Raw genomic sequence first — 25484 nt, 5'->3', positions numbered from 1 at the left:
ATTACTGAAGGTCCAAGTCATGAGACTCGAACCAGTGCAGTCCGTCGGAAGCGTCATTGCGAGGAACGAAGCAATCCTTTTAGAAAGACTTTTGGTTTCCGTCATTGCGAGGAGCAGCCTGCCCCGATGAGTCTGAATTGATCAAAATGAGGTATACCGAACCTAGGAATCTGGTTGCAGAGAGATTGCTTCACTTCTTCGGCGTTCGCAATGACGTATAATTAACCCTTATCTCAGCTCCCATCACTAATGTCTTGCGTCTTGCTACTAACTACTTTTCTAAAAATCCCCCTTGCCCCCTTTGATTGATTTCTCGATTCCAAACTGATTAAGAAATCTAAGGGGGAGTTATGCACAGCTAGGCTCTTTGTTCTTGTCTCGCCAAATTTATTCTACGAGCAGCGCCAATCTAGATTCCCGGCTCTATAATCTAATGTCTTGATACTGGCGACGAGCTACCGGATACTAATACAAAAAAGCCACTTTCACTCCTCCATACCAATTCCTAGTCGGAGCGGGCTGATAATATCTTCCGCCAAAGGCATTGAGATCGTTGCCCAGTGAGTAGCTCTCATTCAGCAAATTGTCTGCCCCTGCAAATACTTCCAATTCCCACTTTCCCGCAAAGCTTCTCGCCCAGCCAAATCGCATATTCATCAGATTGTAAGCATCCTGATATACTGTATTGGCATCGTTGAGCGGAATTTCATCTACATACTGATGGGTGAAATTCAAATAAAGACCAAGTTTGGTGCGTAGATCCAATCGGGTGACCAAGGTGTTCGGTGCTACTCCCGTCAGATCATTTCCGGAGAAGTCATTATCTGTTTTCTTATAATCTTTGAACGTGAAATAATTACCTGTAAAAGCTGTTCCGATCTTCAGATCACGGATAAAGGCGGTTTCATTTCTAATCAGGGCATAATCAATTGCGGCTTCTATTCCTTTTTGATCGGTGGAACCTGCATTCCTGAATAGAACTACTCCTTGGGGATTGGTATAGGTCGTAATCGTTTGATCGAGCTTGAAGTAAAAAGCGGTCAGCTCCAGATTCAACTTTCCCTTTCCCCTTCTATATCCTACTTCGTAATTCACTCCTTTTTCTGCTTCCAAGTCAAGGTTTAGGCTCCCCTCATTTGTCCGGACTTCGTCTATGGTCGGAGGAGAGAAACCGCTGCTGATACTTCCATAGACTCCGGAATAGGGATTGAACTGATAATTCAGTGCAAAACGGGGCACGACTATCGGATCAAATTTTCTCTTCTGAAGGCCGGTTGCTGCTCCGGAAGCATCGATTTGTCTGTCAATTTCCAAGCTGCTGAAATTCTCACTGAGTGCAAAAGTCACCATAAAATTCTCCAGCAGGTCCCACTCAGCCTGCTGAAACAAAAATCCCTGGGTAGCCCGAAGTTTGTCTGCAAATCGTACTGTATCTGCTACTCCATTAATATTCCCAAAATTCTGTGCATCTGTCAGGCTGGTCTGATATTCACCCCCGGCAATTATTCTCAGATCTTTTCCTGCCAATTTCCCGTCAAACGTAAACTTGGTTCTGCCTCCAAAGCCGTACCCCAACTCTTTCTTATAATCCAGAATAAAAGGGTTTTCAAAATCATTGGTATTTAGATAGAGCGTAGTGGAATTCTTGAGCTTCGAAGAAAATCTATACAAATGTCCAATAGAAGCGAAGACAGATTGCTGGGAAATTGAGCTGTTTTGGCTTGCCGAACCCGGTCTTGCCTGTCTGGGATCCTCGGCCAATTGCTCAGAATTTAATGGGCCCGGAATCTGGTATTTCAGATCAGAAATCAATAGTTGAGTTCGGATTTCCTGCTTGTCTGAGACAGAGAAAAATCCTCCCAATTGGAAGACCTGTCTATCCATCGCCGAATGCTCACGATAGCCGTCCGCTTTTTGGCTTACATAAGAAGCCTCAAATCCACCGTTCCCCACTTGCTGGGCAATGCCCAATTTGTAGCGTGTCATTCCAAAGTCTCCCACCATAAAATCCGCTGAAATTCTTCCACCGGAAGGATTGGCCGGACTGTACAGATTTACTACACCGCCATTACCCGCGCCATAGATACTTCCCGAAGGACCTTTGATCACTTCGGCATTTCGGATATTGGAGAGGTCAAGAAGATTCAATGCGGTGGTTCCATCCGGTGAAGTGAATGGAACTTCATTCCAGTACACTTTCACATTTCGCACACCAAACGGGGCACGGAGTGAGCTGCCCCGGATAGAAATTCTATAACTGGCAGGTGCGCGCTCTTCGATGCGGACTCCCGGCTTGGTGTTGAATGAATTAACAAGAGATGTTTCATTGAAGCGACTGAAGTCCTGTTCGGAGACCACGGCAATTGAAGCGGATTGTTCAAGCAGAGGCCGTTCAGATTCAAAAGCAGAAACAGTGATTTCCGAGAGATTTATGATTGCTTTGGTAAGTGTGATTAGTGCTAATTCTCCGGGGGAGACTTCCTTGGTTTCCCGCTCATAGCCTTCAAGTTCGAATTCGATAGGTAGTTTCTCGGACGAATCTATTGTTATCTCACCTTCCACATTACTCGAAGCCAAGTACCTGCCATTTGTACTTGCCCTTACATTTTCTATAGGCAGACGGGTGGTTGCGTCCAGTACTTTGATATGGATCTGAGCCTGACACAAAGTCGAGATCAGTAATAATACAAATGCAAAAATTTTAATCATGATCACAAATTAACTGCTTTCTCCTGAAGTATCTGATTCAAAGTTATCAAAGGTTATTTTCAATACTTCAAAAGTACATTTTGCTTTCGATTTCCATCCAAAAGAGCTAATATTCCAGCTTAATTCACCTATAATGAAAAATACACTTTGGCTGGTACTGCTATTAGCCCTTTCTTTCTGTGCTGAAAAAGCAGCTCCACCAACCCCTGTTTTACCTGTTCCCGAGCCGCGTCAAATTGCCTGGCAGGAACTGGAATATTATGGTTTTTTGCACTTTAATATGAATACATTCTCAGATAGAGAATGGGGATTTGGTGATGAAAAACCGGAAATGTTTGACCCCTCTGATCTTCAGCCCAGACAATGGGCAAAAGTAGCTTCTGAAGCGGGAATGAAAGGATTGATCATCACGGCAAAACATCATGATGGATTTGTGCTGTGGCCGTCTGCTTATACCGAGCATTCTATCAAAAACAGCCCCTGGAAAGATGGTCAGGGTGATTTGATCAAGGAACTTGCTGAGGCATGCAAAGAATACGGGTTGAAATTTGGCATTTACTATTCGCCTTGGGACAGAAATCATCCAGACTATGGCAAGCCGGAATACATCACTTACATGAGAAATCAACTGACTGAGTTGCTATCCAATTATGGAGAGATTTTTGAAGTTTGGTTTGATGGTGCCAATGGTGGTGATGGCTATTATGGCGGTGCAAATGAAACCAGGAAAGTAGATAAATTGACCTATTATCAATGGCCGGAGGTTTACCAACTTGTTCGGGAATTGCAGCCGAATGCTGTGATGTTCAGTGATGGCGGCCCGGATGTACGATGGGTCGGAAACGAGCACGGTGAGGCTTTTGAAACAAATTGGGCCAACCTGATGCGCGACTCTGTCTATGCAGGAATGCCTGATTACCCCGAAAAATATGCCTCCGGGCAAGAATTCGGTACGCACTGGGTGCCGGCCGAAACGAATGTTTCTATACGTCCGGGATGGTATTATCATACCTATGAAGATCACAAAGTCCGAAGCCTTCCGAACTTGGTAGACATTTATTACAACAGCATAGGAAGAAATACCTCTTTGCTGATCAACTTCCCCGTGGACACCAGAGGTCTAATTCATGAAAATGATGTGAATGCGATTATGAAACTTGCAGCTAAAGTGGAAGAGGATTTTGCTGTAAATCTGGCATCGAAAGCTACGGCAAGGGCAAATGATGAGCGCGGAAAAGGCTATGAGGTTAAAAACGTATTGGACGAAGATTATGAGACGTATTGGACCACTTCTGATGGAACAGAAGAAGCAGAGATTAAACTGGAATTTGGAGAAGAATTAAGCTTCAATCGCCTTATGCTCCAAGAATATACCCCACTTGGACAGCGGGTAAAATCCTTTGTTTTGGAAAAAGAGGTAAACGGAAGCTGGGAGAAAATTGCCGAGGGGACTACAGTGGGTTACAAAAGAATCTTAAGATTTCCTGATGTGACAGCAAGTACTGTCCGTGTTCGGTTTACGGATGGCAAGGATATTCCGTTAATCTCCAAAGTAGGGATTTATGATGCTCCAAAATTGATCATTCCGCCTACATATTCCAGAACTAAGTCAGGAGAAATCACACTTTCCAGCCCTGACGAGGGACTGAATATATATTACACACTTGATGATTCTGAACCCAATGCAGAAAGTCCTCAGTACACTACTCCCTTTAAGGTTGATCAAGCAACAACTCTGAAGGCCATTTCAGTAGACCCTGTTTCGAGTAAGAAAAGTGAAGCGGTGGGAATAGATGTGGATATTGCCAAATCCCGCTGGAAAGTCAGTCAGGCAAAAGGTGAACTGGCTATAGATGAAAATCCGGAGAGCTATTTTGAAAGTGGTGATAATAACCTGACTATCGATCTGGGAGAAGAACTCACTATAAAGGGCTTCACCTATATGCCTATGCAAGGAAGATATCCTAAAGGATTCATCACCAATTTCATCTTTGAGGTAAGTACAAACGGCAATTCATGGAAGCAGGCTGCTTCGGGAGAATTCTCCAATATTGTGAATAGTCCAATTGAACAAACCATCCATTTCGATGAGATAAAAGCAAAGTTCATTCGCCTGAAAGCAAGTAAAACTGCGGATGGAAATGCGGCGACTTTCGCAGAAATGGGCATATTGACCAAATGAATCTTATTGCTCCTCCTATAGTATACTATGGCAAATAAGAAGCAATTTGGCTAACTTAAGCCCTAGATTTATCACCCTACAATCTAAACCTATGAACAGACGAATTGCGCTCAAACACTTGGCGCTGATTTCCGGAGGGCTTGCCTTGATTCCTTCCTGCGATTTCAGTTCGGAAGATATCTTGGCAGCCTACGATAATCTAAAGGTAACTGCTTCGCAAAAGCAACTTTTGGGAGAAATATCGGATGCAATTATTCCTGCGGGAGAATTAAAGGGAGCACTGGACTTAGAAGTGCCCGACTTTATTTTAGTCATGGTGAATGATTGCTTAAGCGTAGAAAACCAGGCTCTTTTTACCAGTGGGCTTGCCGCATTCTCCGATTTTGCCAAGAATCAAGAAGGGAAAAAGTTTGACCAACTCAGCACTAAGGAAAAAGAAAACCTGATTCAGGCGGGCATAGACCTTCAGCCTGCTGAAAATCCGGAAGGAGAAAAGGATAGTGCTGTCTCCTATTTCCTAAATACCACAAAGAGACTTACCATGCAGGGATACATGGCTTCTGAGTACATTCAGACGGAGATAATTCCTTTTTCACTTATTCCGGGTCCGTACAATGGTTCCGCTTTAATCTCAGAAACCCAAAAATCCAGAATCAATGGCTAATTTGAATATCCAAAATAAACAAGAACGAACATATCAGGCTATTGTAGTGGGCTCAGGTGCCAGTGGAGGATGGGCAGCGAAGGAATTTGGTGATTTGGGTGTGAAAACTCTTTTGCTGGAGCGGGGAAGAAACGTAGAGCATATCAAGGACTATCCTACTACCAATATGCTTCCATACGAATTTAAGCATAGAGGAAAGCTTCCGCAGAAAGTGCTCGATGAGAACCCGATTGTAGCCAAGTGTTATGCATTTGGGGAGGATTCGGAACATTTTTTCGTCAAAGACGCTGATCAGCCCTATGTACGGGAAAAACCCTTTGACTGGATCAGAGGCTATCAGGTAGGAGGGAAATCCCTACTTTGGGCAAGACAGGTGCAACGCTGGTCAGACTATGATTTTGAAGGGCCGGCGAGAGATGGATTTGCTGTGGACTGGCCTATTCGATACAAGGACATTGCTCCATGGTATAGCCATGTAGAGAAGTTTGCAGGTGTGTCGGGTAATCTGGATGGCCTTGATGTGCTGCCCGACGGAGAATTCTTGCCGGGCTACGACCTGAATATTGTTGAGAAGCATTTTGCCCAGAAGATGAAAGAAGTCTATGGTGACCGACATATGATTTCTGCGCGCTGCGCTCACATTCATGAGCCCAGGCCGGAATTTACGGCACAAGGAAGAGCATCTTGCCAAAACAGAAACCTTTGTCAGCGTGGCTGCCCTTTTGGTGGATATTTCAGCAGTAATTCATCCACTATTCCATGGGCGTTGAAAAGCGGAAATGTTACGTTGCGACCGGATTCGGTAGTCCATTCGGTAATTTATGATGAGGAAAAAGGCAAGGCCACTGGGGTGAGAGTAATAGATGCCCACACCAAAGAAATGGAAGAATTCTATGCGGATGTAATCTTCATCAATGCTGCTGCGATCAATTCAAATGCTATTCTGATGAATTCCACTTCAGCAAGGTTTCCAAATGGGCTGGGAAATGACAGCGGAGTTTTGGGGAAATATTTTGCTTTCCACAATTACCGGGCTGGAGTAAGCGGTGCGTACGAAGGTTATATGGAATATACCACCTCCGGAGGGAGGCCTACAAGTGGCTATATTCCTAGATTTAGAAATGTGAAAAAGCAGGAAACTGATTTTCTTCGCGGCTACGCAGGCGGATTCAGCGCATATCGAGGTGGAGGCTATGTGGCGGATGCAAGAGTCGGGATGGAGTTGAAAAACAGCATGCTGAACCCTACTCCTCCTGATGGCCCGTGGAGAGTAGGCTCCCATATGATGGGAGAGACGATTCCAAAAGAATCCAATTACATTGCTCTGGACACAGAGAAACTTGATCCTTATGGACTTCCCACATTGAAATTCAATGTGGAGTATGATGACAATGACGAGAAAATGATCATTGATTATCAGGAGCAAATCTCAGAAATGTTTGAAAAGGCAGGTTTCACGGACATTTCTGTACGTGACGACCATCGTGTGCCCGGATTGGATATCCACGAAATGGGTGGTGTGAGAATGGGCAGAGATCCTAAAACCTCCATGCTTAACGCAAACCATCAGCTTCATGCCGTGCCTAATGTGTATGTCACTGACGGGGCATGCATGACTTCCACTGCTACCCAGAACCCCACGTTGACTTACATGGCCTTTGCCGCCAGAGCTGCACATCATGCAGTAAAAGAAAGTAAAAAAGGATAAGTAATATGATTACCCGCAATGATGCCGGTAGCCATATTTTCCTTGCTTTATTGGCTGGAAGACCCGCCACGGCGAGGCAGGCCGATGACGGATGACCGAAGTAGCCTCATCGCTAAAGTTTGCCAAATCTTATGTCGTTTTTGCTTCCTTACTGGTAGAAAAGCGGGTATACATTAATGATAACTTAACTGACTAATAAAAACCCTTGGGAATAGATTTTCTCAAGGGTTTTTTTCTGAAAACCTGTTTGAACCTGAATAATTATTTTGTTAGAAGCATTGATATTCAGTAAAATATGGCCATTATTTTATAATAAACCGATAATTAACTTCGAAATTGAACAAAACAGGAGTTAATGCGTGTTAAAAATCAGGTTAATAAACCAGCCCAGAGCATTATGAAGATAGGCATTGTTTGCTACCCGACTTTCGGAGGTAGTGGAGTAGTCGCGACAGAACTAGGTAAAGGTCTTGCGAAGATCGGCCATGAAGTTCATTTCATTACCTATAAGCAGCCATCCCGGTTAGACTTTTTTAGCGAAAATCTATACTATCATGAGGTGGACATAAAAAGTTACCCTCTTTTCGAACATGCCCCTTACGAACTGGCGCTTGCAAGCAAAATGGTGAGTGTGGTGAAATATGAGAATCTTGATTTGCTTCATGTTCACTATGCGATCCCTCACGCCTCGGCAGCCTATATGGCTAAGCAAATTCTGAAAACCCAAGGCATTCAAATCCCGGTAGTCACCACACTTCATGGTACCGACATTACCTTGGTGGGCAAGGATCCCAGTTACGAACCGGTGGTTACATTCAGCATTAACCAATCCGATGGAGTGACGGCTGTATCCGAGGATTTGAGAAAAGAAACCTATGCGTTCTTTGATATTCAGCGGGAAATCGAAGTCATTCCGAACTTCATTGACTTGGATCGTTTCAAAAGACAGAAAAAGGAACATTTCAAATTGGCTATTTGTCCCAACGGAGAAAAACTACTAGTCCATACCTCTAATTTCAGAAAAGTAAAACGGGTGGAGGATGTAATTAAGGTGTTCTATGAAGTTCGAAAAGAAATTCCGGCAAAATTATTATTAGTAGGTGATGGTCCTGAACGGGACAAAATGGAGCGTCTTTGCCGTGAATTGGGAGTTAGCGATGATGTTCGTTTCCTGGGGAAATTGGATGCAGTGGAAGAAGTGCTTTCAGTGGCGGATCTATTTTTGATGCCGTCTGAGAAAGAAAGCTTCGGTCTGGCAGCTCTTGAGGCGATGGCCTGTGAAGTGCCTATCCTTACTTCCAATGCGGGAGGAATCCCGGAATTGAACATTGATGGGGTCACGGGATTTGTCTCTGCTATCGGTGATATCCAATACATGAAGGAAAAAGCACTTTATATTTTGGACGAAGCCAATCTGCCCACCTTCAAGAAAAATGCACTTGCGAGGGCTAAAGAGTTTGATATTTCAATGATTTTGCCACACTATGTGGCTTATTATCAGAAGACAATCGAATCAACTATGGCGGAAATTTGATCAGTACCTGATTATTGTCAGTTAAATCACAGGGACAAAACACAGTTTTAAATTATCTTTGCAAAATATACCCCGATTGAGTGTTGGGGATTAGCTACAGTTTTATTTAGTAACGTATGAAAAAGATTGGAAGATTGGATAAACCGGATAATTTCGGAACAGCCCGGATGTTCTCCAACCCTATTCTTGAAAGAATAACACGTACACCTATTTGGATGCCTATCACGATGTTTATCATTTTGGGAGCCGTTTCCATATATTTCGGAATTGAAAGAACCTCCGTGGGTGTAGGAACAGCCGTCCTGTTGTTTGTGGTGGGTTACATTGGATTTACTCTTGTGGAGTACATGATGCACAAGTATTTTTTCCACATGGAGCCTAATACGCCGATCAAGGATAAGTTACAATATACGGTGCATGGTGTACACCATGATTATCCCAAGGATAAAGACAGATTGGCCATGCCTCCATTTGTGAGCGCTGCGTATGCAGCTATCCTCTATTTGATATTCAAATTAACCATGGGGGATCTGGCATTCTATTTCTTACCCGGCTTTTTGTTGGGATATGCGCTTTACTTGGGGATTCACTATTTGGTACATGCGATTCCACCCCCAAAGAATTTTATGAAAGTACTTTGGGTGCATCATGCGATTCACCATTACAAGGATCCCGATGTGGCATTTGGAGTAAGTACACCACTGTGGGATTATATTCTGGGCACGATTCCAAAGAAGGATTAATTGTTACAAACCTCCCTCAGTAAAAGGGAGGTTTTTTTCTGAAAGTCTTTTCCATGAAGGACACAAAGGGTTGTAGAGGGCACAGTATTAGTGATAATAATCGCCCACAAGTAGGTATGGTCTGTCTTCCGTAGGAAGCAAGCCCATCCATCTTCATAAATGTTTTTCTTAAACATCAATGACAAAAATTTCTATAATAGGTCTCGGCTGGATAGGATTGCCTCTAGCTCAACTTCTGATCAAGCAAGGCTATGACGTAGTAGGGAGCACCACCTCGTCTGAAAAGCAAACCACCCTTAAAGCCAGTGGTGTAAATGCGATTCAATTTTCACTGGTTCCTTTTCCCCAAGGAAAAGGGTTTCAGGAACTTTTTACGAGCGAAGTATTGGTCATCAATATTCCTCCAAGATCCCGCACCACAGACGGAAAATTTTATTTGGAGCAATTGAAGTTTCTGAGAAGCATGGTAGATCAATCCGGCATCGGGAAAATCATCTACGTATCCAGCACAGGTGTATACCCTGACGAGAATCGGCAGGATGCCTATACAGAAGAAGAGGAAATTACAGAGGCTACCACCGGAAATCTCACCCAACTGAAAGGAGAATCGACATTTCAAGGGATTAGAGAGTTAACCATAGTGAGGTTTGGAGGATTGCTGGGCGATGATAGAATTCCTGGCAAGTATGTCGCTGGACGTGATAATGTAGCGGGACATACCCGTGTAAATTTTATCTACCGAAATGATGCTGCACGAATGCTAGCCTGGATCATCGAAAAGGAGCTCTGGAATACTACCTTGAATGGTGTAGCGCCTGTACATTCCCTGCGGAAAGATGTCTATGAACGTAACGTGCTTGATCTTGGACTGGAAGCTCCAAAAAGCTACCAAAACTCTTCTACAGAAAATGACAGAATTGTTTCAGGAGATAAAATCCTAAGCACAGGGTTTGACTTTGACTATCCGGATCCCTTGGACTTTCCCTATTCTCTGTAGAGATTGAACGTTTATGAAGGAAATTTCCCCGTAAGGGAGAATAGTGATTTAAGGCTGGAATAAGAAATCTGCGGATATCTGCGCCTTTTTCTGTGCCGATCTGCGGGAACGCTTAGGTATTTAAAAAAACGCCCTGTTTAGTGCAATTTGGCCCCATTTGGCACCTCCCGTTCTACGGTAGTCAGGACTATTCCGCCTTCTTCAGATTCAAATCCGGTAATCAAAATCTCAGACATAAAATCGGCAATTTGTTTGGGAACAAAATTACAAACGCATACGACTTGCTTGCCAATTAGGTCTTCAGGAGTGTAGTGGGTAGTCACTTGTGCGGAGGATTTTTTCACTCCAAGCTCCTCGCCCAGATCAACCCAAATTTTATAAGCCGGTTTGCGGGCTTTCTCAAATGGTTCGGCTCTTACAATTGTCCCTACACGCAATTCTATTTTGTCGAAATCTTTGTAGTCAATCATTTGCATAGTCAATTTTTTTTCTAATTTTAGGAACCTTTTGCAAAACTCTCAGTAAAATAGAAAGGCAACCTAATCCTCCTATGATCATAAAAGCCAACTTCGCCCTCAGAAAATTAATCATTTTCAGCATTGCTGTCCTGGGATTAAGCTTTTGGACAGGGAATTCTATGGCGCAAAGTGAGCATGATAAGCCAGAAATGGAGCATGACAAGCCTGAAGGAGATAATCCAAATGGGCAAGGGGACATTCAGGCGCAGGAAATTCAAGCTCCTGCAATCATAACGACCACTAAGACGCCTCCTCCAAAAAAGGAAAATCATGTAGGCGGAGAAGGGAAAAAGACTGAAACAGCGCCCTCTACGCTTTCTTTCAATATTTTCCTCTATATAGTAGATAAATTCAAGGCAGATTAATTAGCCCTCTGTCAGGAATTTCTCCAAGTCTTGTAGACTTATCATCCCTTCATAATAAGCTCTTCCAAAAACCGCGGCTGATACACCCATGTCTCGAAGTCTCTTAAAATCATCAACACCCCTTACCCCGCCACTTGCGGCAAGGTGAATTTCAGGGAACTTATCTCTGATACTCTGGAAAAGAGCGAAATTAGGACCTTCCATCACACCATCTCTAGAAATATCAGAACATTTCAGGTATTTCAAACCCCGCTCATAGAAGAAGTCAATATGATCGAACAGGTCAATTTCGGTTTTCTTTAGCCAGCCCCTGATTTTGATTTTATTATCGACTGGGTTGATATCGGCTGCCAGATTTATTTTTTCGCGGCCATAAGAAAGGATAAATTGAGCAAAACGCTCCGGATAATTAGCTGCCACCGAACTCGCCGTGATGGTAGAGGCTCCAAACTCAAAAGACTTGATCACGTCTCCATCCGTCATAATCCCACCGGTATAATCAACTTTCAACTCAGTATATCCTGCAATAGCTTCTAGGATATGGTAATTTTTAGGTTCTCCTCTGCGTGCCCCGTCTAGATCTACCAGATGGATTCTCTTAATTCCTATAGATTCAAAAGCTTGGGCAATTTCCAGTGGATTATTTGATATCACCTGCTCAGTGGAAAAATCGCCCCTTTTAAGTCTGACACATTTTCCTTTGATTAGCCATATGGACGGTACAATTTCAAACATCTTTATAATATTCAGGTTTATTAGCAGTAATTGGGGTTAAGAGCTTGTTTAAATTTTGTTTTTGAAGACGAGATTGATGCATTTTTCGTTCTATCGAGGCTCATTTTCTGGGTAGTAGCACAGCTACATCCCAGAAAATAGCCGAAGAGTGGGCGAAAGAGGCGCAATCGCAGGCCAAAGGATAAAGTTTAAACAAGCTCTAAGCTTAAAGATACAAAATGGTAAAACTTTAAAACTTAACCAAGATGCAAATCTTTTATTAGTATAAAAGATAAAGTTCACTTTTAGGAAAACCGGTTGTTCCTGCTTCGAGATTTCAATAGCTTAATTTAGCTATTTTCCCTTTAGCACCCGAAGCCCATATGGAGCCGTCTTCATGACTCATTTTCACTGCATGAAAGCCTTCATCTGATATCGGCTGCCAGTTAAGTCCTCTATCAGTGGAATAATCTGAGCCGGATGGCCCCACTGCGATTAGACATTTTTGTTTCGGAAAATAAACTACTCCTGACCGGTACCCGCCCGGTCCCTGCTGTGGAATGATCCATTCTTTTGTGGCTGTGACAAATATTCCTGCGGTACCTTCCTGCATTTCTTCGTTCAGATAGTCTCCGCCCACTCCCACGATTTCACCATCCCCCATACCGGCAAGGGAGAAAATACCTTGGGATGATTCTCCCTGGACAAAAGGAGTACTGTACTTTTCCCAGCTTACCCCCTGATCCTTTGAAAAATGGAGATTGGACTCCGTTCCGCCGGAGCCAAGCCAAAGCTGATTTCCTTTGGCAAAAAGAGAGGTGGAGCTGGCCGCGAAGGCAGCTTCTCCTTCTACTGCTTCCGGCAATGAGTCTATGTGGTACCACGTATTTCCCTGATTGGCTGTTTGGATAATTGTCCATTTCCCATGAGCAGGATCTCCCACTACAAATCCCCGGCTCGATGAGGCAAAACTGATACCATCCAGAAAGGCGAATTCGTTTTCCTGATGCTTCAGATCCCATGATTCCCCGCCATCTTTGGTTTTGTAAATCACAGCCGGCTGTCCTGCAGAGACGACGATGGCAGTCATGGCATCAAAGGCATGAATCGATCTGAAATCTACTGTGTCCAAGCCTGCTACCACACCATGGTCCCAGGACTTTCCTCCATCTATAGTCCTTAACCATACACCATTGCTTCCACTTGCCCATGCTATTTCACCCGTGAGTGGAGAAAGACCTCTAAGGGAAGATTCTACAGGTGTTTCAAGCATATCCCATCCACTGGGATTAGCAGGCGTGTTTTCTTCGGATTTTTTGCAGGAAAAAAGCGCTACCAATAATGATAGCGCCAGTATTTTTCTTTTGATCATTTCTATTCTAAAATCAGACTATGTCAACTTTTCTATAGGCTTGGATTAATGCTTTTTCTCCTTCTACTCCAGGAGATGCATTTCCATGCTCCATACCCATCACACCGGTGAAACCTTTTTCATGGATGAATTTGAATACATTGCTATAATTGATTTCTCCCGTTCCGGGTTCCTTTCTGCCCGGATTATCTCCTATTTGTATGTATACTATTTCATCCCAGGTCTTTTGCATCGTAGCAATCAGGTTTCCTTCATTACGCTGCATATGATAGATATCATACAGAATCTTGCATGCAGGACTATCCACAGCTTTGCAAATCATATAGGATTGGTCCGCATGACGTAAAAAAAGATCGGGATTGTCACTCAAAGGTTCCATCACCATCACCAAGCCTTCTTTCTCCAAAATCTCTGCACCTCGCTTGTAGGCTTCAATAACATTCCCCGTCTGCACGCCCATCGGTAGATTTCTTTCGAAATAGCCGGGAACTACAGTCATCCACTTTGCACCCACCCGCTTGGCTACTTCCACAGATTTCTTGCATGTTTCTACAAACAAATCCTCGTGTTCTTTTTTACCCGTGGTAAGGGAAGTCTTCCAGTTCTCGCCCCCGTCTATTACAAATACCCCCATTCTCATTCCCAGAGATTCAAGTGTTTTGCCGATAAGCGTTTGCTCTTCCAGAGACCGTCCCAGCATCCCGTTGTCTTCGAGCGATCTGAAGCCTTGGTCAGCCATAAATTTCAGCTCATCCACAATTCCTCCCGGAGCGGAATTCTTAAACATCCCGAAATGCGGCGCAAAATCCATGTTGAATGTAGGCTCAGCTTTGCCTGTGGCAAAGGAAGGCATGCTCATAGCCCCGGAAACCCCCAAAAGGGTACTTCCCAAACCGACTTTCTTTATAAATCCTCTTCTTTCCATGATTAAATTACTTTGGTTTTTCCGGGAATTGCATGTGGATAATAGCCGTCTGGTCCTGGCAATACTTTAGGCATTGCATCCCAAGCCAACGTCTCCGGCATTAGGTCAATCGTCCCATTCAGCGCTTCTTCGAAAGTCAGTGGCTTACCCGAATAAGTAGCATATCTACCCATAATAGCAGTCATGGTACTGTTGGCAGCATTCTCAGCGTCAGCAAACTTATATTCCCCATTAAACAATGCATCCCAAAGCAGGTCATGTTCTACCTGATATGGATTTGGCTGATCTTTTCGGTCATGATCATAGAGCACATTTCCTTTCCAGTCTTTGAGCACGCCGTGATTTCCTGCGCTTAGAAACGCAGTTCCTTTTGTTCCTTGGAAGCTTTCATCCACACGGTTTTGAGCTCCGGGGAAGTGACGGCACTCACTGTGGATCACAGTTCCGTCAGCATAGGTATAAGTCAACACATGGTGGTCATAGATTTCTCCATTTTCCTTGCCCGTGCGGACAAGACGACCGCCTGTACCTTCAGCCTTCACTGGAGGACCCTGCTTCACCCAGTTGGCGATATCGATGTTGTGTACATGTTGCTCATTGATATGATCACCACAGAGCCAGTTGAAATAGTACCAGTTTCTCATCTGGTATTCCATCTCTGTCTGTCCCGGCTGCCGCTCTCTTACCCAGACTCCTCCATCGTTCCAGTATACCTGTCCATTGATGATATCTCCTATATCCCCATTGTGAATGCGCTTGATTGTCTCGATGTAGTTTGCCTGATAGTGTCTTTGCAAACCTACTACTACGTTTAGTTTTTTAGCCTTTGCTTCTTCGGCTGCTTTGAGGACTTTTCTGATACCTGCAGCGTCCACGGCTACCGGCTTTTCCATAAATACGTGCTTGCCCTGCTTCACTGCTTCTTCGAAGTGCATGGGGCGAAATCCCGGAGGTGTTGCCAAGATTATTACATCGGCCTGAGCGATAGCGTCCTTGTACCCTTCAAAACCAACAAATTTCATCTCTTCAGAAACAGCGATTTTATCTCCGTATTTTTCCGAGACTGCTTTAAATGCATTATCCAATCGGTCTCTGAAGGCATCCGCCATAGCGACCAGTTTAATATTATGTCCTGTGGCTAGGGCTTGGAAAGCAGCACCGGTGCCACGGCCTCCACAGCCGATCAGTGCTAATTTCAATTCATTGACAGGCGCGGCATATGCTCCTGACAGTACAAAGGGAGCAGTCATCAAGCCGCCCGTAACCAGTGCGGAGGTTTTGATAAAATCCCTTCGGGAGTTTTCTGATTTCATAGTATAGGTATTAAGGGTTAGTAATCGGTAATCGGGGCGGCTTGATAGTACCCCATAATTTCTTCGGGACTAGGCGGCATAAGCGGCCTTACTAGTCTCAAACCCAAGAATGGGGCTTCCGGAAACCACCATTGACTTTTGGGTATTTGTGGATCTATTCGTTTCCAATCTGCCGAACTCACATAGCGTTTGGTAGAACTTATTTCTGAGGCTTCAGTATCGTAGCTTCCTCCCCGTACCACTCTTGGGTAAAGTGTTGTTGACGGATTGAGTGGATTGGACGCAGGCGAGGATGCATAGAATTCAGGATCATAATGATCTGAAGTCCATTCCAGCACATTGCCATAAATATCATAAAGTCCCCAAGGATTCGGCTTCTTTTCACCGGTAGGGTGTGTAGTCTCCGCAGAATTTTCTTTGGTCCAGGCATATTCACCCAGCTGGGAAGGATCATCTCCAAAGAAAAACCTTGTTTGCGACCCGGCTTTGGCGGCATATTCCCACTCTGCTTCGGTGGGAAGTCTATAGAAAATTCCTGTTTTCAGGTATAGCCAATGGCAAAACTGGATAGCTCCATATTGTGTCATACCTATAGCAGGCTTGCCTTCCTTGCCCATGCCAAAAGTCATGTCCAAATAGGGCATACTTGGTCTGCTCAATCCATCCACAAGGTCACCAATAGGGCCTTCGGAAATAGCAAGCTCATAGTTTTTGTCCAAGAAAAGCTCAAAAGCATCCCAAGTCACCTCATGTGTTCCCATCCAAAAAGCATCAATCTTCACTTCATGGGCAGGTTTTTCATCTGCATCAGAGGAACTCTCAGAACCCATTATGAAGGTTCCTTCAGGAATAGGCGTCATTTGGAATGTCACTTCCGTCCCGGGGATTTTCTGGGTGTAGGATTCAAAATTGGCTTTATTCACATCAAAACTCATCAGTATCAATGCGCCTGCCACTAGGTATTTTGGGGTTGTCTTTAGCATGTTTAAAGAAAAAATCTTTAGCACTAAATATAGCAAGAGGGGGGTTGAAATTTAATCCGTTTTTGATGGATGGAGCGAATAGATGCTCACCGTAGATTCATCCGAATAGATAAGCAGTTGTCCGCTGCCTGAACTGATTTTCCTTACATTCCCGATAAGATTCAATCCGCTTTGGGATTTGTTGACATTCGTAAATTTTCCTTTTCCATCTCCAAGCAATACAACGCCATGGTTTGCATCGTATTTTCCGAAATATAGTTTGCTGTAGCCAATATTTCCTCCAAGAACCATGTCTAAATTTCCATCGCCATTTACATCCACCGCTTTTGATGCAAAGACAGGGGAGAATTGAGCTTGAATGGGTAGCGATTTAGGTTCAAATTTTCCTGAAGAATTCTGGACAAAATAAGTCGTCTCAAGACGGTTTATGAATATGGAATTTGCGCCCTCTCGCTCTTGAGGCGTAAACAGTTCATCCATCTTCACGGTGGAAAAAGATTTGAAATCCAAGTATCTCTTTTTGAGGAAGAGGACCTGTCCCAAAATCTCGTCTCTGCCGGCAGCAGGATATTTTTCTCCCTGAATGTAATAACCCAAAAAGGCGTCAACAGAACCATTGCCATCAAAATCCTTATAGAGGATTTCTGCAGGTTCAGAGCCAGAGGCTTTGATTTGGGAGTTGGTGCCAAGATTTCCTGCCAAAATCTCAACCTGTCCATCTCCGTCCCAATCCGCCAGTGTCAGGTCATTCCAAAAGCCAAATTCATGCTTTTCGAAATAATTTAAAGTTGTTTCTTGCCATTGGTTATCGAGGAAAGAGAATATCTGAATGGGCATAGCCTCACCCAATACAATCAATTCCGGGATACCATTCTGATTCAGATCTGCCATGCTTGAGTTGGTGAGCATGCCTAGATTGACAAATACCGGAGCAAGCAGCTTTGTCTGATCGGTGAATTTCCCTTTCCCATCATTGATCCAGATCCTTCCTCCAAGAGAAGTGGGAAACTGACCCGGATTGATGCGGGCCCCCACAAATAAGTCGGGAATACCATCAAAATTAAAATCACCCACCTGTATAGTGCCCGTAGGAAATGCCTCTGCCGGAAGAGCATCAGAAGCCGGTGTGAAATTGCCTTTTCCATCGTTGAGATATAGCCGATCCTGAAGAGTTTCATCGCCTATATTGAAGTCATAGACTCCCCCACTGGCTACATACAAATCCAGATGTCCATCCCCATTTGCATCGAAGGCAACGGCATCCGTGTCTGCTGATCTGGCCGCTGGTGCGAACACACCGGTATTCTGTTTGACAAATGATCCACCGGAGTTTTGCATATAGATGGAAGCAATGGCATCTGCGCCTGCTCCCACAAATAAATCTTCACGCCCATCTCCGTTAAAATCGGCAAAAACCATTGCCTTGCCATTTCCTGAAACAGGGTTGATCAGCAAAGGCTGTCTTTTGTAATCATTGAAATCTCTTCCTGGTGCATTTTTTAGGACTGACTTTTCGGTAAGGAGCACATTAGAAGGAATGGCTTTGATGTCAGAGGAATTTACTGCTTCACTTTCACTTAATTCCAGCAGTTGATTTGAGGTAACTTGATATGTTTTGGAGATCTTTCCTCCTGGCCATGAGACCACCAGAGAGTCTATTTCGGAGAAATCCCCCAATCCAAAATGTAGAATGGTTGACACGGAAGACTGATAGCCACGATAGGGATTCTGCTCTAGGATCTGCATAGTCCCGCCGGTATAGAGCTCTATTTTAGCTCCAAGTGCAGAAGAATTGGCTTTTGATCCCGAAAGCTTCACTTTTAGGTAATTCCCACCTTTTAGATCAGCAGTTTTGTTCTCATAGATAGCAGCAGGAGCGTTGATATTATTTACGATCAGGTCAAGGTCACCGTCATTGTCAAGATCACTGTAGACGGCACCGCTGCTATTTAGCACCTGGCTGATTCCCCATTCCTTGGTTTGGTTTTGAAAAGTAAGGTCTCTGTTATTTTGGAAAATGTAATTGGTCAAATTCGAAGAGGGCATGTTTTTTACCATATTCAGCAGATCCTCCCGCTTAAGCTTTCCTCCTGAGGTCTGGACATAATTATCCATGTATTTCAGAAAGTCCTGATTGTTATAATCCCTCAAGTAACCGTTGGTGACGAATAGATCTTTCCAGCCGTCATTGTCGAAATCCGCAAAAAGAGAGGCCCAGCTCCAATCCGTATTGGAGATACCTGCCAACTGCCCTATTTCCTGAAAAGTACCGTCTCCGGAATTTAAGTGAAGCATATTCCGCATGTACTGATGATGGAATCCCCTGTTGACATTCAATTCAAAAAGCTCAAAATTATCCGGAGAAAGAAGCAATTTTTGTCTTTCATTGCCTTCAGGAAGCATATCGAGGGTGAAAATATCCAGTAACCCATCGTTGTTGAAATCAGCGATATCATTTCCCATGGAGAAATGGGAGGTATGGCCCATACGTGCCAAAATTTCATCCTTGAATGTGCCGTCTTTCTGATTGATGTACAGATAATCCGGCATGGAGTAGTCATTGCCGATGTATATATCCGGCCAGCCATCTTGATTGATGTCTGCCACTGCGACTCCCAGGCCATAGGAAAGACTGGAACTGGAGATTCCTGCCTGCTGAGTAATCTCCACAAATTTCCCGTTTCGATTTTCGAATAACTGTGAGCCTGCTTCGTGCTTCTCCTGAAGCATTTTTTTAGTCAAACTCACATCCTGATTCTGGATGGATTGAGTGTTGTGGTTTAGGAGGAAAAGGTCCAAATCTCCATCAAGATCAAAATCAAAAAAGGTAGCTGAGGTACTGGGAGCATTGGATGCTATTCCATATTCCTCTGCCATTTCCTTGAAAATAGGAATTCCATTTTCGTCATTTCCTTGATTTACAAAAAGTTGATTGGTTCGTTTCTCAGTAGGTAAGTTCCCTGAGTAACATTGATAAATATCCAATTTATTGTCACCGTTGATATCGACAAATACTACTCCGGTCTTCCAAGGTCCCGGCCTTCCGGTTGCCCCAGAAGCTTGGGCTGTTTCTATAAATTTTAGATCACCCTGATTCAGGTAAAGCTGATTTCCGCTTACGTTGGCAGAAAAATAAATATCTTCCAATCCATCCCCGTTCAGATCACCTACAGCTACTCCTCCACCATTGTAGAGGTATTCATACATCAGAACATTGAGGTTGAGGTTTTCTTCGATTTTATTTGAAAAAGTAATTCCGGTTTGTTCGGGGGTCAAAAGATTAAAGAGCGGAGTAGGGGAAGCCGCGGACGAGTTGTCCGTTTGACTTGACTTGTCGGATTGTGCGCAAGATATCATCAAGATACTGAGTCCAAATGCAGCAATGAGGGTTCTTTTTGTCATGATTTAAAATAATCTAAGCCACCCCAAATGGAGTGGCTTAGATTAAAAATTAAGAATAAGTCTGATTAATCAAATCCCGGATTCTGTATCAGGGTTGCATTTCTGTTCATCTCATCTCTATGAATAGGAATGAAATACATTTTATCCAGCCATAATCTATTTTCTTTTCCCGGATCGATCGGTGCCACTTGATACACATAGTTATAAATCGTCGGATCATATCTATAGGTGGAAAGTGTTTGCCCGGGCTTGAGTGCGCCTGTGATGCTAATTATATCTGCCTGACGACCCAAAGTTTCCCTTGCTATCATCCAACGGCGTGTATCATGGAATCTTTGCTCTTCAAAAGCCATCTCAATGCGTCTCTCATTTCTATAGCGCTCTACCAATGCATCGCCTGTATCGGTGATAGCAGGTTGACCAACTCTAAATCTGATTTGATTGAGCCAGTTTCGCGCTTCCTCTTCCTGTCCCAATTCCAAAGATGCTTCCACATAATTAAGTACTACCTCTGTGTATCTGATGATCGGCCAAGGAACTTCCTGCCAGGTGTTTTGATCAACGATAGCTGGATCAGCATCGATGAACTTCCGCACATAGTACCCGGTATAGCTACCGTTCCAATCTTCTATAGAGCTATTTCGAGTGTCCAATCCGAAGTGGGGTACTTTAGCGCCGGAAGGGCCGGTTACTTCATAAGTACCGGTCTGGATTTGCCCCAAAGGATCCTTAGGTTGGTTGGCAGTAGATCTAGGTTTCCATTGTGCACCGTCATACAGGATAGAAGCATAGAAGCGGGCATCTCTGTTTTCGTAAGGTGCGGAAGCATGAGCAGAATTGGACCAGTTAAACTCAGTGCCGTCCATCATTTCATAGTCATCTACCAGTAATTGCACAGGGGTATTTCCAGCCCAGTTATTATAACCATTTGGACCATTATACAAACCCTGACGTCCTCCATTTTCCTGCTTCATATTGATGAAGTATCTTCCCAAAACAATTTCATTTTGGCCACCATTTCTAGCCATTGAGTTATTGATATAATTTTGGATACCTTCTTCATGAGGCACTGGAGATGAAAGACCAAATAGATTCCCGGATCCTTTCTGAATAGCTTCCAGAGCAGCAGCTTGGGCTTTTTGCCATCTCTCAGTTCTATTGCCTGAGGTATACGCCAATAATTCAATGCCGTTAAAACCGGCTAGGGTAGTTGCCTTGCTCTGAGCGGTAGGTGCATCATGAAGATCGCTGGCTGCATATAGAAGAACTCTTGACTTCAGTGCCAATGCGGCCAGTTCACTTGTACGACCATCGACCATACTCTTTCCGGCCAACAAAGCAGCAGCATCGTCTAAGTCAGATACAATAAAATTAATTGTTTCTTCCCAAGTTGCTCTTGACTCTTCGTAAGTTTCTTCTCCCAACTCATAAGCACGGGTTATCAAAGGTACACCGCCAAAATATCTTGCCAGATCATGGTAGTAGTAGGCTCTCATAAACTTCGCCTCACCCATTAATCTATCAACAATTCCACCGGCGTTTTCAAACTGGGGATCAGAAAGATTTTCGATCGCAATATTCGTCCTGCGGATAAAGCTATACAATCTTTGCCAGTTATAAGTTCTGTTCGTTGCGTTGCCCCAACCTATGTCGGCTGAATTTATTCTTGCTTCAGTGACTGTATTGAGACCCCGTCCCGGGTGCGTGAATATCGCCTCATCGGTTAAGGATGCAAGCATTTCTTCATTAAATCCCCCGTTCCCGAAGCCTTCATAAATGCCGGTGACAAAAGCTTCTGCAAGTGCGGGATCAGCCCATACTACTGATGCAGGTACTTCCGTACGAGGTTCAGTATTTTGGAAATCGCCATTACAACTTGCAAGAGTAAAGCAAGCTGACAGCATTATTACTATGTATTTTATATTTCTTTTCATTAGTTCGGGTTAATTAAAATGAAACAGAAAGACCTGTGTTGATTACCCTTGCCTGAGGGTAATATTGTCCTGTTGAGTTATCTGATTCAGGATCATAAACTTTCAGTTTATCCCATGTGATAAGATTTAATCCGTTCACGTAGATTCTGGCATTTTTAACACCTACTTTCTCACTTAGGTGAGCAGGAATATTATATCCAATCTCAATGTTCTTCAATCTTAGGTAGTCAGTTTTTCTAAACCAATAGGTGTTTCCATTCGAAAAATATTGGTCAGATCTATTTGCAATCCTTGGATGCGTACTGCTTGGATTGTCTATAGTCCATCTGTTCTCATAAATGTCAGATAGGTAGTTACCAATATTTCCGGATTCACCTGCGCTTACATATTGTCTCGCACCCAGCGCTCCCTGAAAGAGGATAGCCAAATCAAACCCTTTCCAATTTGCATTGATATTCACCCCGCCTTGGAATGTAGGGATATCGTTTTGATCCATACGGACTCTGTCGTCAGGTGTGATTTTGCCATCCCCATCATAATCCCTATACTTCATGTCGCCGGGACGTAAGTTATTGGTGATAGCAGAATAGTCCAGTGTCTCAGCGTCTATTTCCTGCTGATCCCGGAATACCCCATCGTATTGGTACACAAGATGTGTGTTCATGGGTTTACCGGTTGACCGTTGCCATTCAGGGGCTCCAGGGGACTCATCCCAGAATAAGATTTTATTTTTGGCAAATCCTCCGTTGGCACTGATAGAATACTGAAATTCACCTTTGCCACCACGTATACCCAGATTCAGATCAAATCCTTTGTTCTCTACTTCTCCAATATTCTCTGCAGGAAGAGTAAGTCCTGTGGACTCAGGAACAGAAGCATTTTTTCTCCAAAGGATATTGGTTCGTTTGTTGTAGAACAAATCAAATTCGAAGAAAATCTTGCCCTGAAGGAATTGACCTTCAAAACCTAAATTAGAGTTGTTGGCGATCTCCCATGTGATTGCAGGGTTTGGAACCCTTGTTTCAAATAAGGTTTTCGTCTCCACACCATTTATGATATAGGAGTTAAATCCGTAAGTAGAGAGGAATTGATATTCTTGCAGGGTTTGTTCATTGTCACCATTGCTATCAAAGTAAATTTGGTCATTACCCAACTGTCCCCAAGAACCTCTGATTTTGAAGAAGTCAAACGTTTTGCCTAGTGAGTTTTTCCAGAAACCTTCTTCAGAAACTACCCAACCCAGCATAATTCCGGGGAAGAAGCCGTTTCGGTTATTTTCAGGGAAGATATAAGAACCGTCATATCTCCATAGAAATTCTGCCAGATACTTCTCTTTGTAATTATAGGCAACTCTACCGAAGTAGTTCAGACGGGCTCTTTCAAAGGCATCTCCTCCATTATTTCTTTCCAAATCCCCACCGGCAAACATCTCGTCAATTGCTGTAGAAATATAGTATCTTCTGAACGCATTGAAATTATTACCTTCTACCGTTTCACGATTCACACCAGCCACCACATTCAGCGTATGAATATCATTGAACTTCTTGTCGTAATTGAATACACCGCCTAGAAGAACATTTAACTGATTAATATTCTCTTCTCTTAATCTTGGCTCTGCCGGACCTCTTTGACTTGGAACCAATACTGGAGTGACTCCGTCAGCTTCAAAGCCTGTTCCCAGTTCATACAGGGTCCAAGGTGTTTCCCACCTTTTAATAAATCTCATAGATTTATCTATGGCTGCAGTACCTGTAAATTTCAGCCCTTCTACTCCCGGAATTTTTATTTCCAAGTTACCGGTAGTTTGCACGTAATCTCTTTTGTCACGGTCGTATCCGGTTGCATTAGTAGTGATCACTACCGGATTTTCTCCATTTTCGATATCCGGACCCGGCAATCCATTAGGCCAGAAAGCAGGTTGATTTGGCTTTCCTCTCATCTGCATACGGAAGATTGCGCCTGCACCTCTCGTGGGATAGAATCTGTATTCCTCTCTTGCCACGATACCCAATCCTACTTTCACATACTGATTAATGGTTGCGTCCAGATTGATTCTGAAATCATACTGTTTGAAGCCGGTAGCCGAGTTTTTATAATATGCATCCTGATTCTGGTATCCCAAAGAAGTCAGGTATTTCACATTGTCACTACCGCCGACAAGCTGTAAGTTATATCTACTCTGAGGAGACCAATTTCGTAAAGTAGCATCATACCAATCTGTATTGGGATAAAGCCATGGGTCTGACCCATTTCTATATAGCTCTAATTCTGAAGGATTATAAGGAGCAGATCTTACCTGTCCATTAGGCCTGGTGTATTGTCCCGTTTCTTTATAAGCCTGATTAGCTGCTACCCACTCGGAGGTAGGAAGTGCATAGATATCCAAATCATTTAGCATACCTGCATACTGGGCCGCATTTGCCAACTCTGGAACTACTGTAGGCTGCGCAAAACCTTGATTCATCTGAAATGTAAGCTCTGGAGCCCCTGTGGCACCTCTTTTGGTAGTTACGAGAATTACACCATTTGCGGCTCTTGATCCATAAATGGCAGCTGAAGCATCTTTCAATACGGAGATGCTCTCGATATCATTCGGATTCAAACGCTCAAGTCCACCTGCTCTGTCCGGGATTCCATCAATTACCACCAAGGCACTATTGTTTCCAAGCGTGTTTGACCCTCTAATTCGGATATTGGACCCGTCATTACCGGGTTCTCCACTTCTGTTTACGGCCACAACCCCTGACATACGACCGGCAATAGAGTTGGATAGATTCATTGCGGGTGACTTGTTCAGATCCCTACCTTTTACTGTCGCTACAGAACCTGTAATCGTCTCTTTCTTCTGCTCACCATATCCTACCACAATGACCTCTTCCAGAGATTTCGTGTCAGGCAATAAGGTTAAGTCAAACGTAGAATTATTGCCAACCGGCACTTCCATAGGAGCAAAACCTATAAATGATACCACCAGTATGTCGTCAGGACCTGAAACAGTAAGTATAAACTTACCGTCAATATCAGTGACGGTGCCATTTGTAGTGCCTTTTACAAGGACCGAAGCACCGGGAAGAGGAAGATTATCCTCTCCTGAAATAAGCACACCAGACACCTCCCGGGTCTGCGCGAATGCTGAACTAATCAGTCCTAGACAAAAAATTATTGTCATGCTGAATAGCCTTAAATGAGTAAAGATTCTCATTGGCAAAGGGGTTTATTATTAATTAATATAATTTAACAATCTAATGTCCCCCAATGTATTTGCAAAACCAAACTGTTTTTTGCTGAAAAATGACTGAATTTTGATAAAAATGAACTATAACTACGTAATTAACAGTCAAAAACAGGATTATTGTATGAATAAATGGATAATTTAAAGATTCTTGAAATAATACTTTGCCAAAAAAACTGAAAAAATGCC

At 43.5% G+C, this 25484-nt stretch carries 17 protein-coding genes; 7 read left to right on the top strand and 10 right to left on the bottom strand.

Features of this window, described 5'->3' with window-relative positions:
- Nucleotides 1-465: 465 nt before the first annotated feature.
- Entirely contained in the window at nt 466-2709 is a 2244-nt protein-coding gene (locus J2X69_RS03505; RefSeq protein WP_310098573.1) for a TonB-dependent receptor domain-containing protein, read from the bottom strand.
- A 133-nt stretch (nt 2710-2842) separates the two neighbouring features.
- On the opposite strand from J2X69_RS03505, the gene J2X69_RS03500 reads away from it, so the two are divergent.
- The 6 genes from J2X69_RS03500 to J2X69_RS03475 all read left to right on the top strand — a co-directional run bounded on the left by J2X69_RS03500 (nt 2843) and on the right by J2X69_RS03475 (nt 10537).
- Entirely contained in the window at nt 2843-4891 is a 2049-nt protein-coding gene (locus tag J2X69_RS03500) for an alpha-L-fucosidase (protein WP_310098570.1), read from the top strand.
- 91 nt (nt 4892-4982) lie between these two features.
- Complete coding sequence (locus tag J2X69_RS03495) at nt 4983-5555, top strand: gluconate 2-dehydrogenase subunit 3 family protein (RefSeq protein ID WP_310098566.1); 573 nt, start codon at nt 4983-4985, stop codon at nt 5553-5555.
- On the top strand, nt 5548-7263 hold the full coding sequence (locus J2X69_RS03490; protein ID WP_310098563.1) for a GMC family oxidoreductase: 1716 nt from the start codon (nt 5548-5550) through the stop codon (nt 7261-7263). The genes J2X69_RS03495 and J2X69_RS03490 overlap by 8 nt, the downstream gene beginning before the upstream one ends.
- 397 nt (nt 7264-7660) lie before the next feature.
- A complete protein-coding gene (gene bshA, locus J2X69_RS03485; protein WP_310098560.1) occupies nt 7661-8797 on the top strand; it encodes an N-acetyl-alpha-D-glucosaminyl L-malate synthase BshA in 1137 nt (378 codons plus the stop codon).
- Nucleotides 8798-8913: 116 nt separating this feature from the next.
- The gene (locus J2X69_RS03480; protein ID WP_310098557.1) at nt 8914-9540 is read left to right on the top strand and encodes a sterol desaturase family protein; all 627 of its coding nucleotides are present in this window, start codon (nt 8914-8916) and stop codon (nt 9538-9540) included.
- A 178-nt stretch (nt 9541-9718) separates the two neighbouring features.
- Nucleotides 9719-10537 (top strand): NAD-dependent epimerase/dehydratase family protein, encoded by an 819-nt coding sequence (locus J2X69_RS03475; protein WP_310098554.1) that lies wholly within the window; start codon nt 9719-9721, stop codon nt 10535-10537.
- Nucleotides 10538-10674: 137 nt separating this feature from the next.
- Here J2X69_RS03475 and J2X69_RS03470 read toward each other — a convergent pair whose 3' ends face one another.
- Nucleotides 10675-11013 (bottom strand): tRNA-binding protein, encoded by a 339-nt coding sequence (locus J2X69_RS03470; RefSeq protein WP_310098551.1) that lies wholly within the window; start codon nt 11011-11013, stop codon nt 10675-10677.
- 74 nt (nt 11014-11087) lie between these two features.
- Here J2X69_RS03470 and J2X69_RS03465 point away from each other — a divergent pair, with 74 nt between their 5' ends.
- On the top strand, nt 11088-11420 hold the full coding sequence (locus tag J2X69_RS03465; RefSeq protein ID WP_310098548.1) for a hypothetical protein: 333 nt from the start codon (nt 11088-11090) through the stop codon (nt 11418-11420).
- On the opposite strand, the gene J2X69_RS03460 is transcribed toward J2X69_RS03465, so the two are convergent.
- From J2X69_RS03460 to J2X69_RS03425, 8 genes are all read right to left on the bottom strand, one after another.
- Nucleotides 11421-12155 carry a 1-(5-phosphoribosyl)-5-[(5-phosphoribosylamino)methylideneamino] imidazole-4-carboxamide isomerase gene (locus J2X69_RS03460; RefSeq protein ID WP_310098545.1) on the bottom strand — a complete coding sequence of 245 codons (735 nt, stop codon included), beginning with the start codon at nt 12153-12155 and terminating at the stop codon, nt 11421-11423.
- A 316-nt stretch (nt 12156-12471) separates the two neighbouring features.
- Nucleotides 12472-13506 carry a YCF48-related protein gene (locus J2X69_RS03455; RefSeq protein ID WP_310098542.1) on the bottom strand — a complete coding sequence of 345 codons (1035 nt, stop codon included), beginning with the start codon at nt 13504-13506 and terminating at the stop codon, nt 12472-12474.
- Between the two features lie 13 nt (nt 13507-13519).
- The gene (locus J2X69_RS03450; RefSeq protein ID WP_310098538.1) at nt 13520-14431 is read right to left on the bottom strand and encodes a TIM barrel protein; all 912 of its coding nucleotides are present in this window, start codon (nt 14429-14431) and stop codon (nt 13520-13522) included.
- Nucleotides 14432-14433: 2 nt separating this feature from the next.
- Complete coding sequence (locus tag J2X69_RS03445; RefSeq protein ID WP_310098535.1) at nt 14434-15744, bottom strand: Gfo/Idh/MocA family oxidoreductase; 1311 nt, start codon at nt 15742-15744, stop codon at nt 14434-14436.
- Nucleotides 15745-15761: 17 nt separating this feature from the next.
- Nucleotides 15762-16727: a formylglycine-generating enzyme family protein gene (locus J2X69_RS03440; protein WP_409014385.1), complete on the bottom strand. Its 966-nt coding sequence runs from the start codon at nt 16725-16727 to the stop codon at nt 15762-15764.
- A gap of 51 nt (nt 16728-16778) precedes the next feature.
- Nucleotides 16779-20129, bottom strand: coding sequence for a VCBS repeat-containing protein (locus tag J2X69_RS03435; RefSeq protein WP_310098533.1), 3351 nt, complete (start codon nt 20127-20129; stop codon nt 16779-16781).
- Between the two features lie 65 nt (nt 20130-20194).
- Nucleotides 20195-22063, bottom strand: a complete 1869-nt coding sequence (locus J2X69_RS03430) for a RagB/SusD family nutrient uptake outer membrane protein (RefSeq protein ID WP_310098530.1) — start codon at nt 22061-22063, stop codon at nt 20195-20197.
- 13 nt (nt 22064-22076) lie between these two features.
- A complete protein-coding gene (locus J2X69_RS03425) occupies nt 22077-25265 on the bottom strand; it encodes a SusC/RagA family TonB-linked outer membrane protein (RefSeq protein WP_409014383.1) in 3189 nt (1062 codons plus the stop codon).
- Nucleotides 25266-25484: the final 219 nt, after the last annotated feature.

The sequence above is a fragment of the Algoriphagus sp. 4150 genome, from assembly GCF_031457395.1.
In the GTDB taxonomy this organism is placed as follows: domain Bacteria; phylum Bacteroidota; class Bacteroidia; order Cytophagales; family Cyclobacteriaceae; genus Algoriphagus.
The sequence above is the reverse complement of the archived record's forward strand: the minus strand, read 5'-3'. Positions and strand labels throughout refer to the sequence as shown.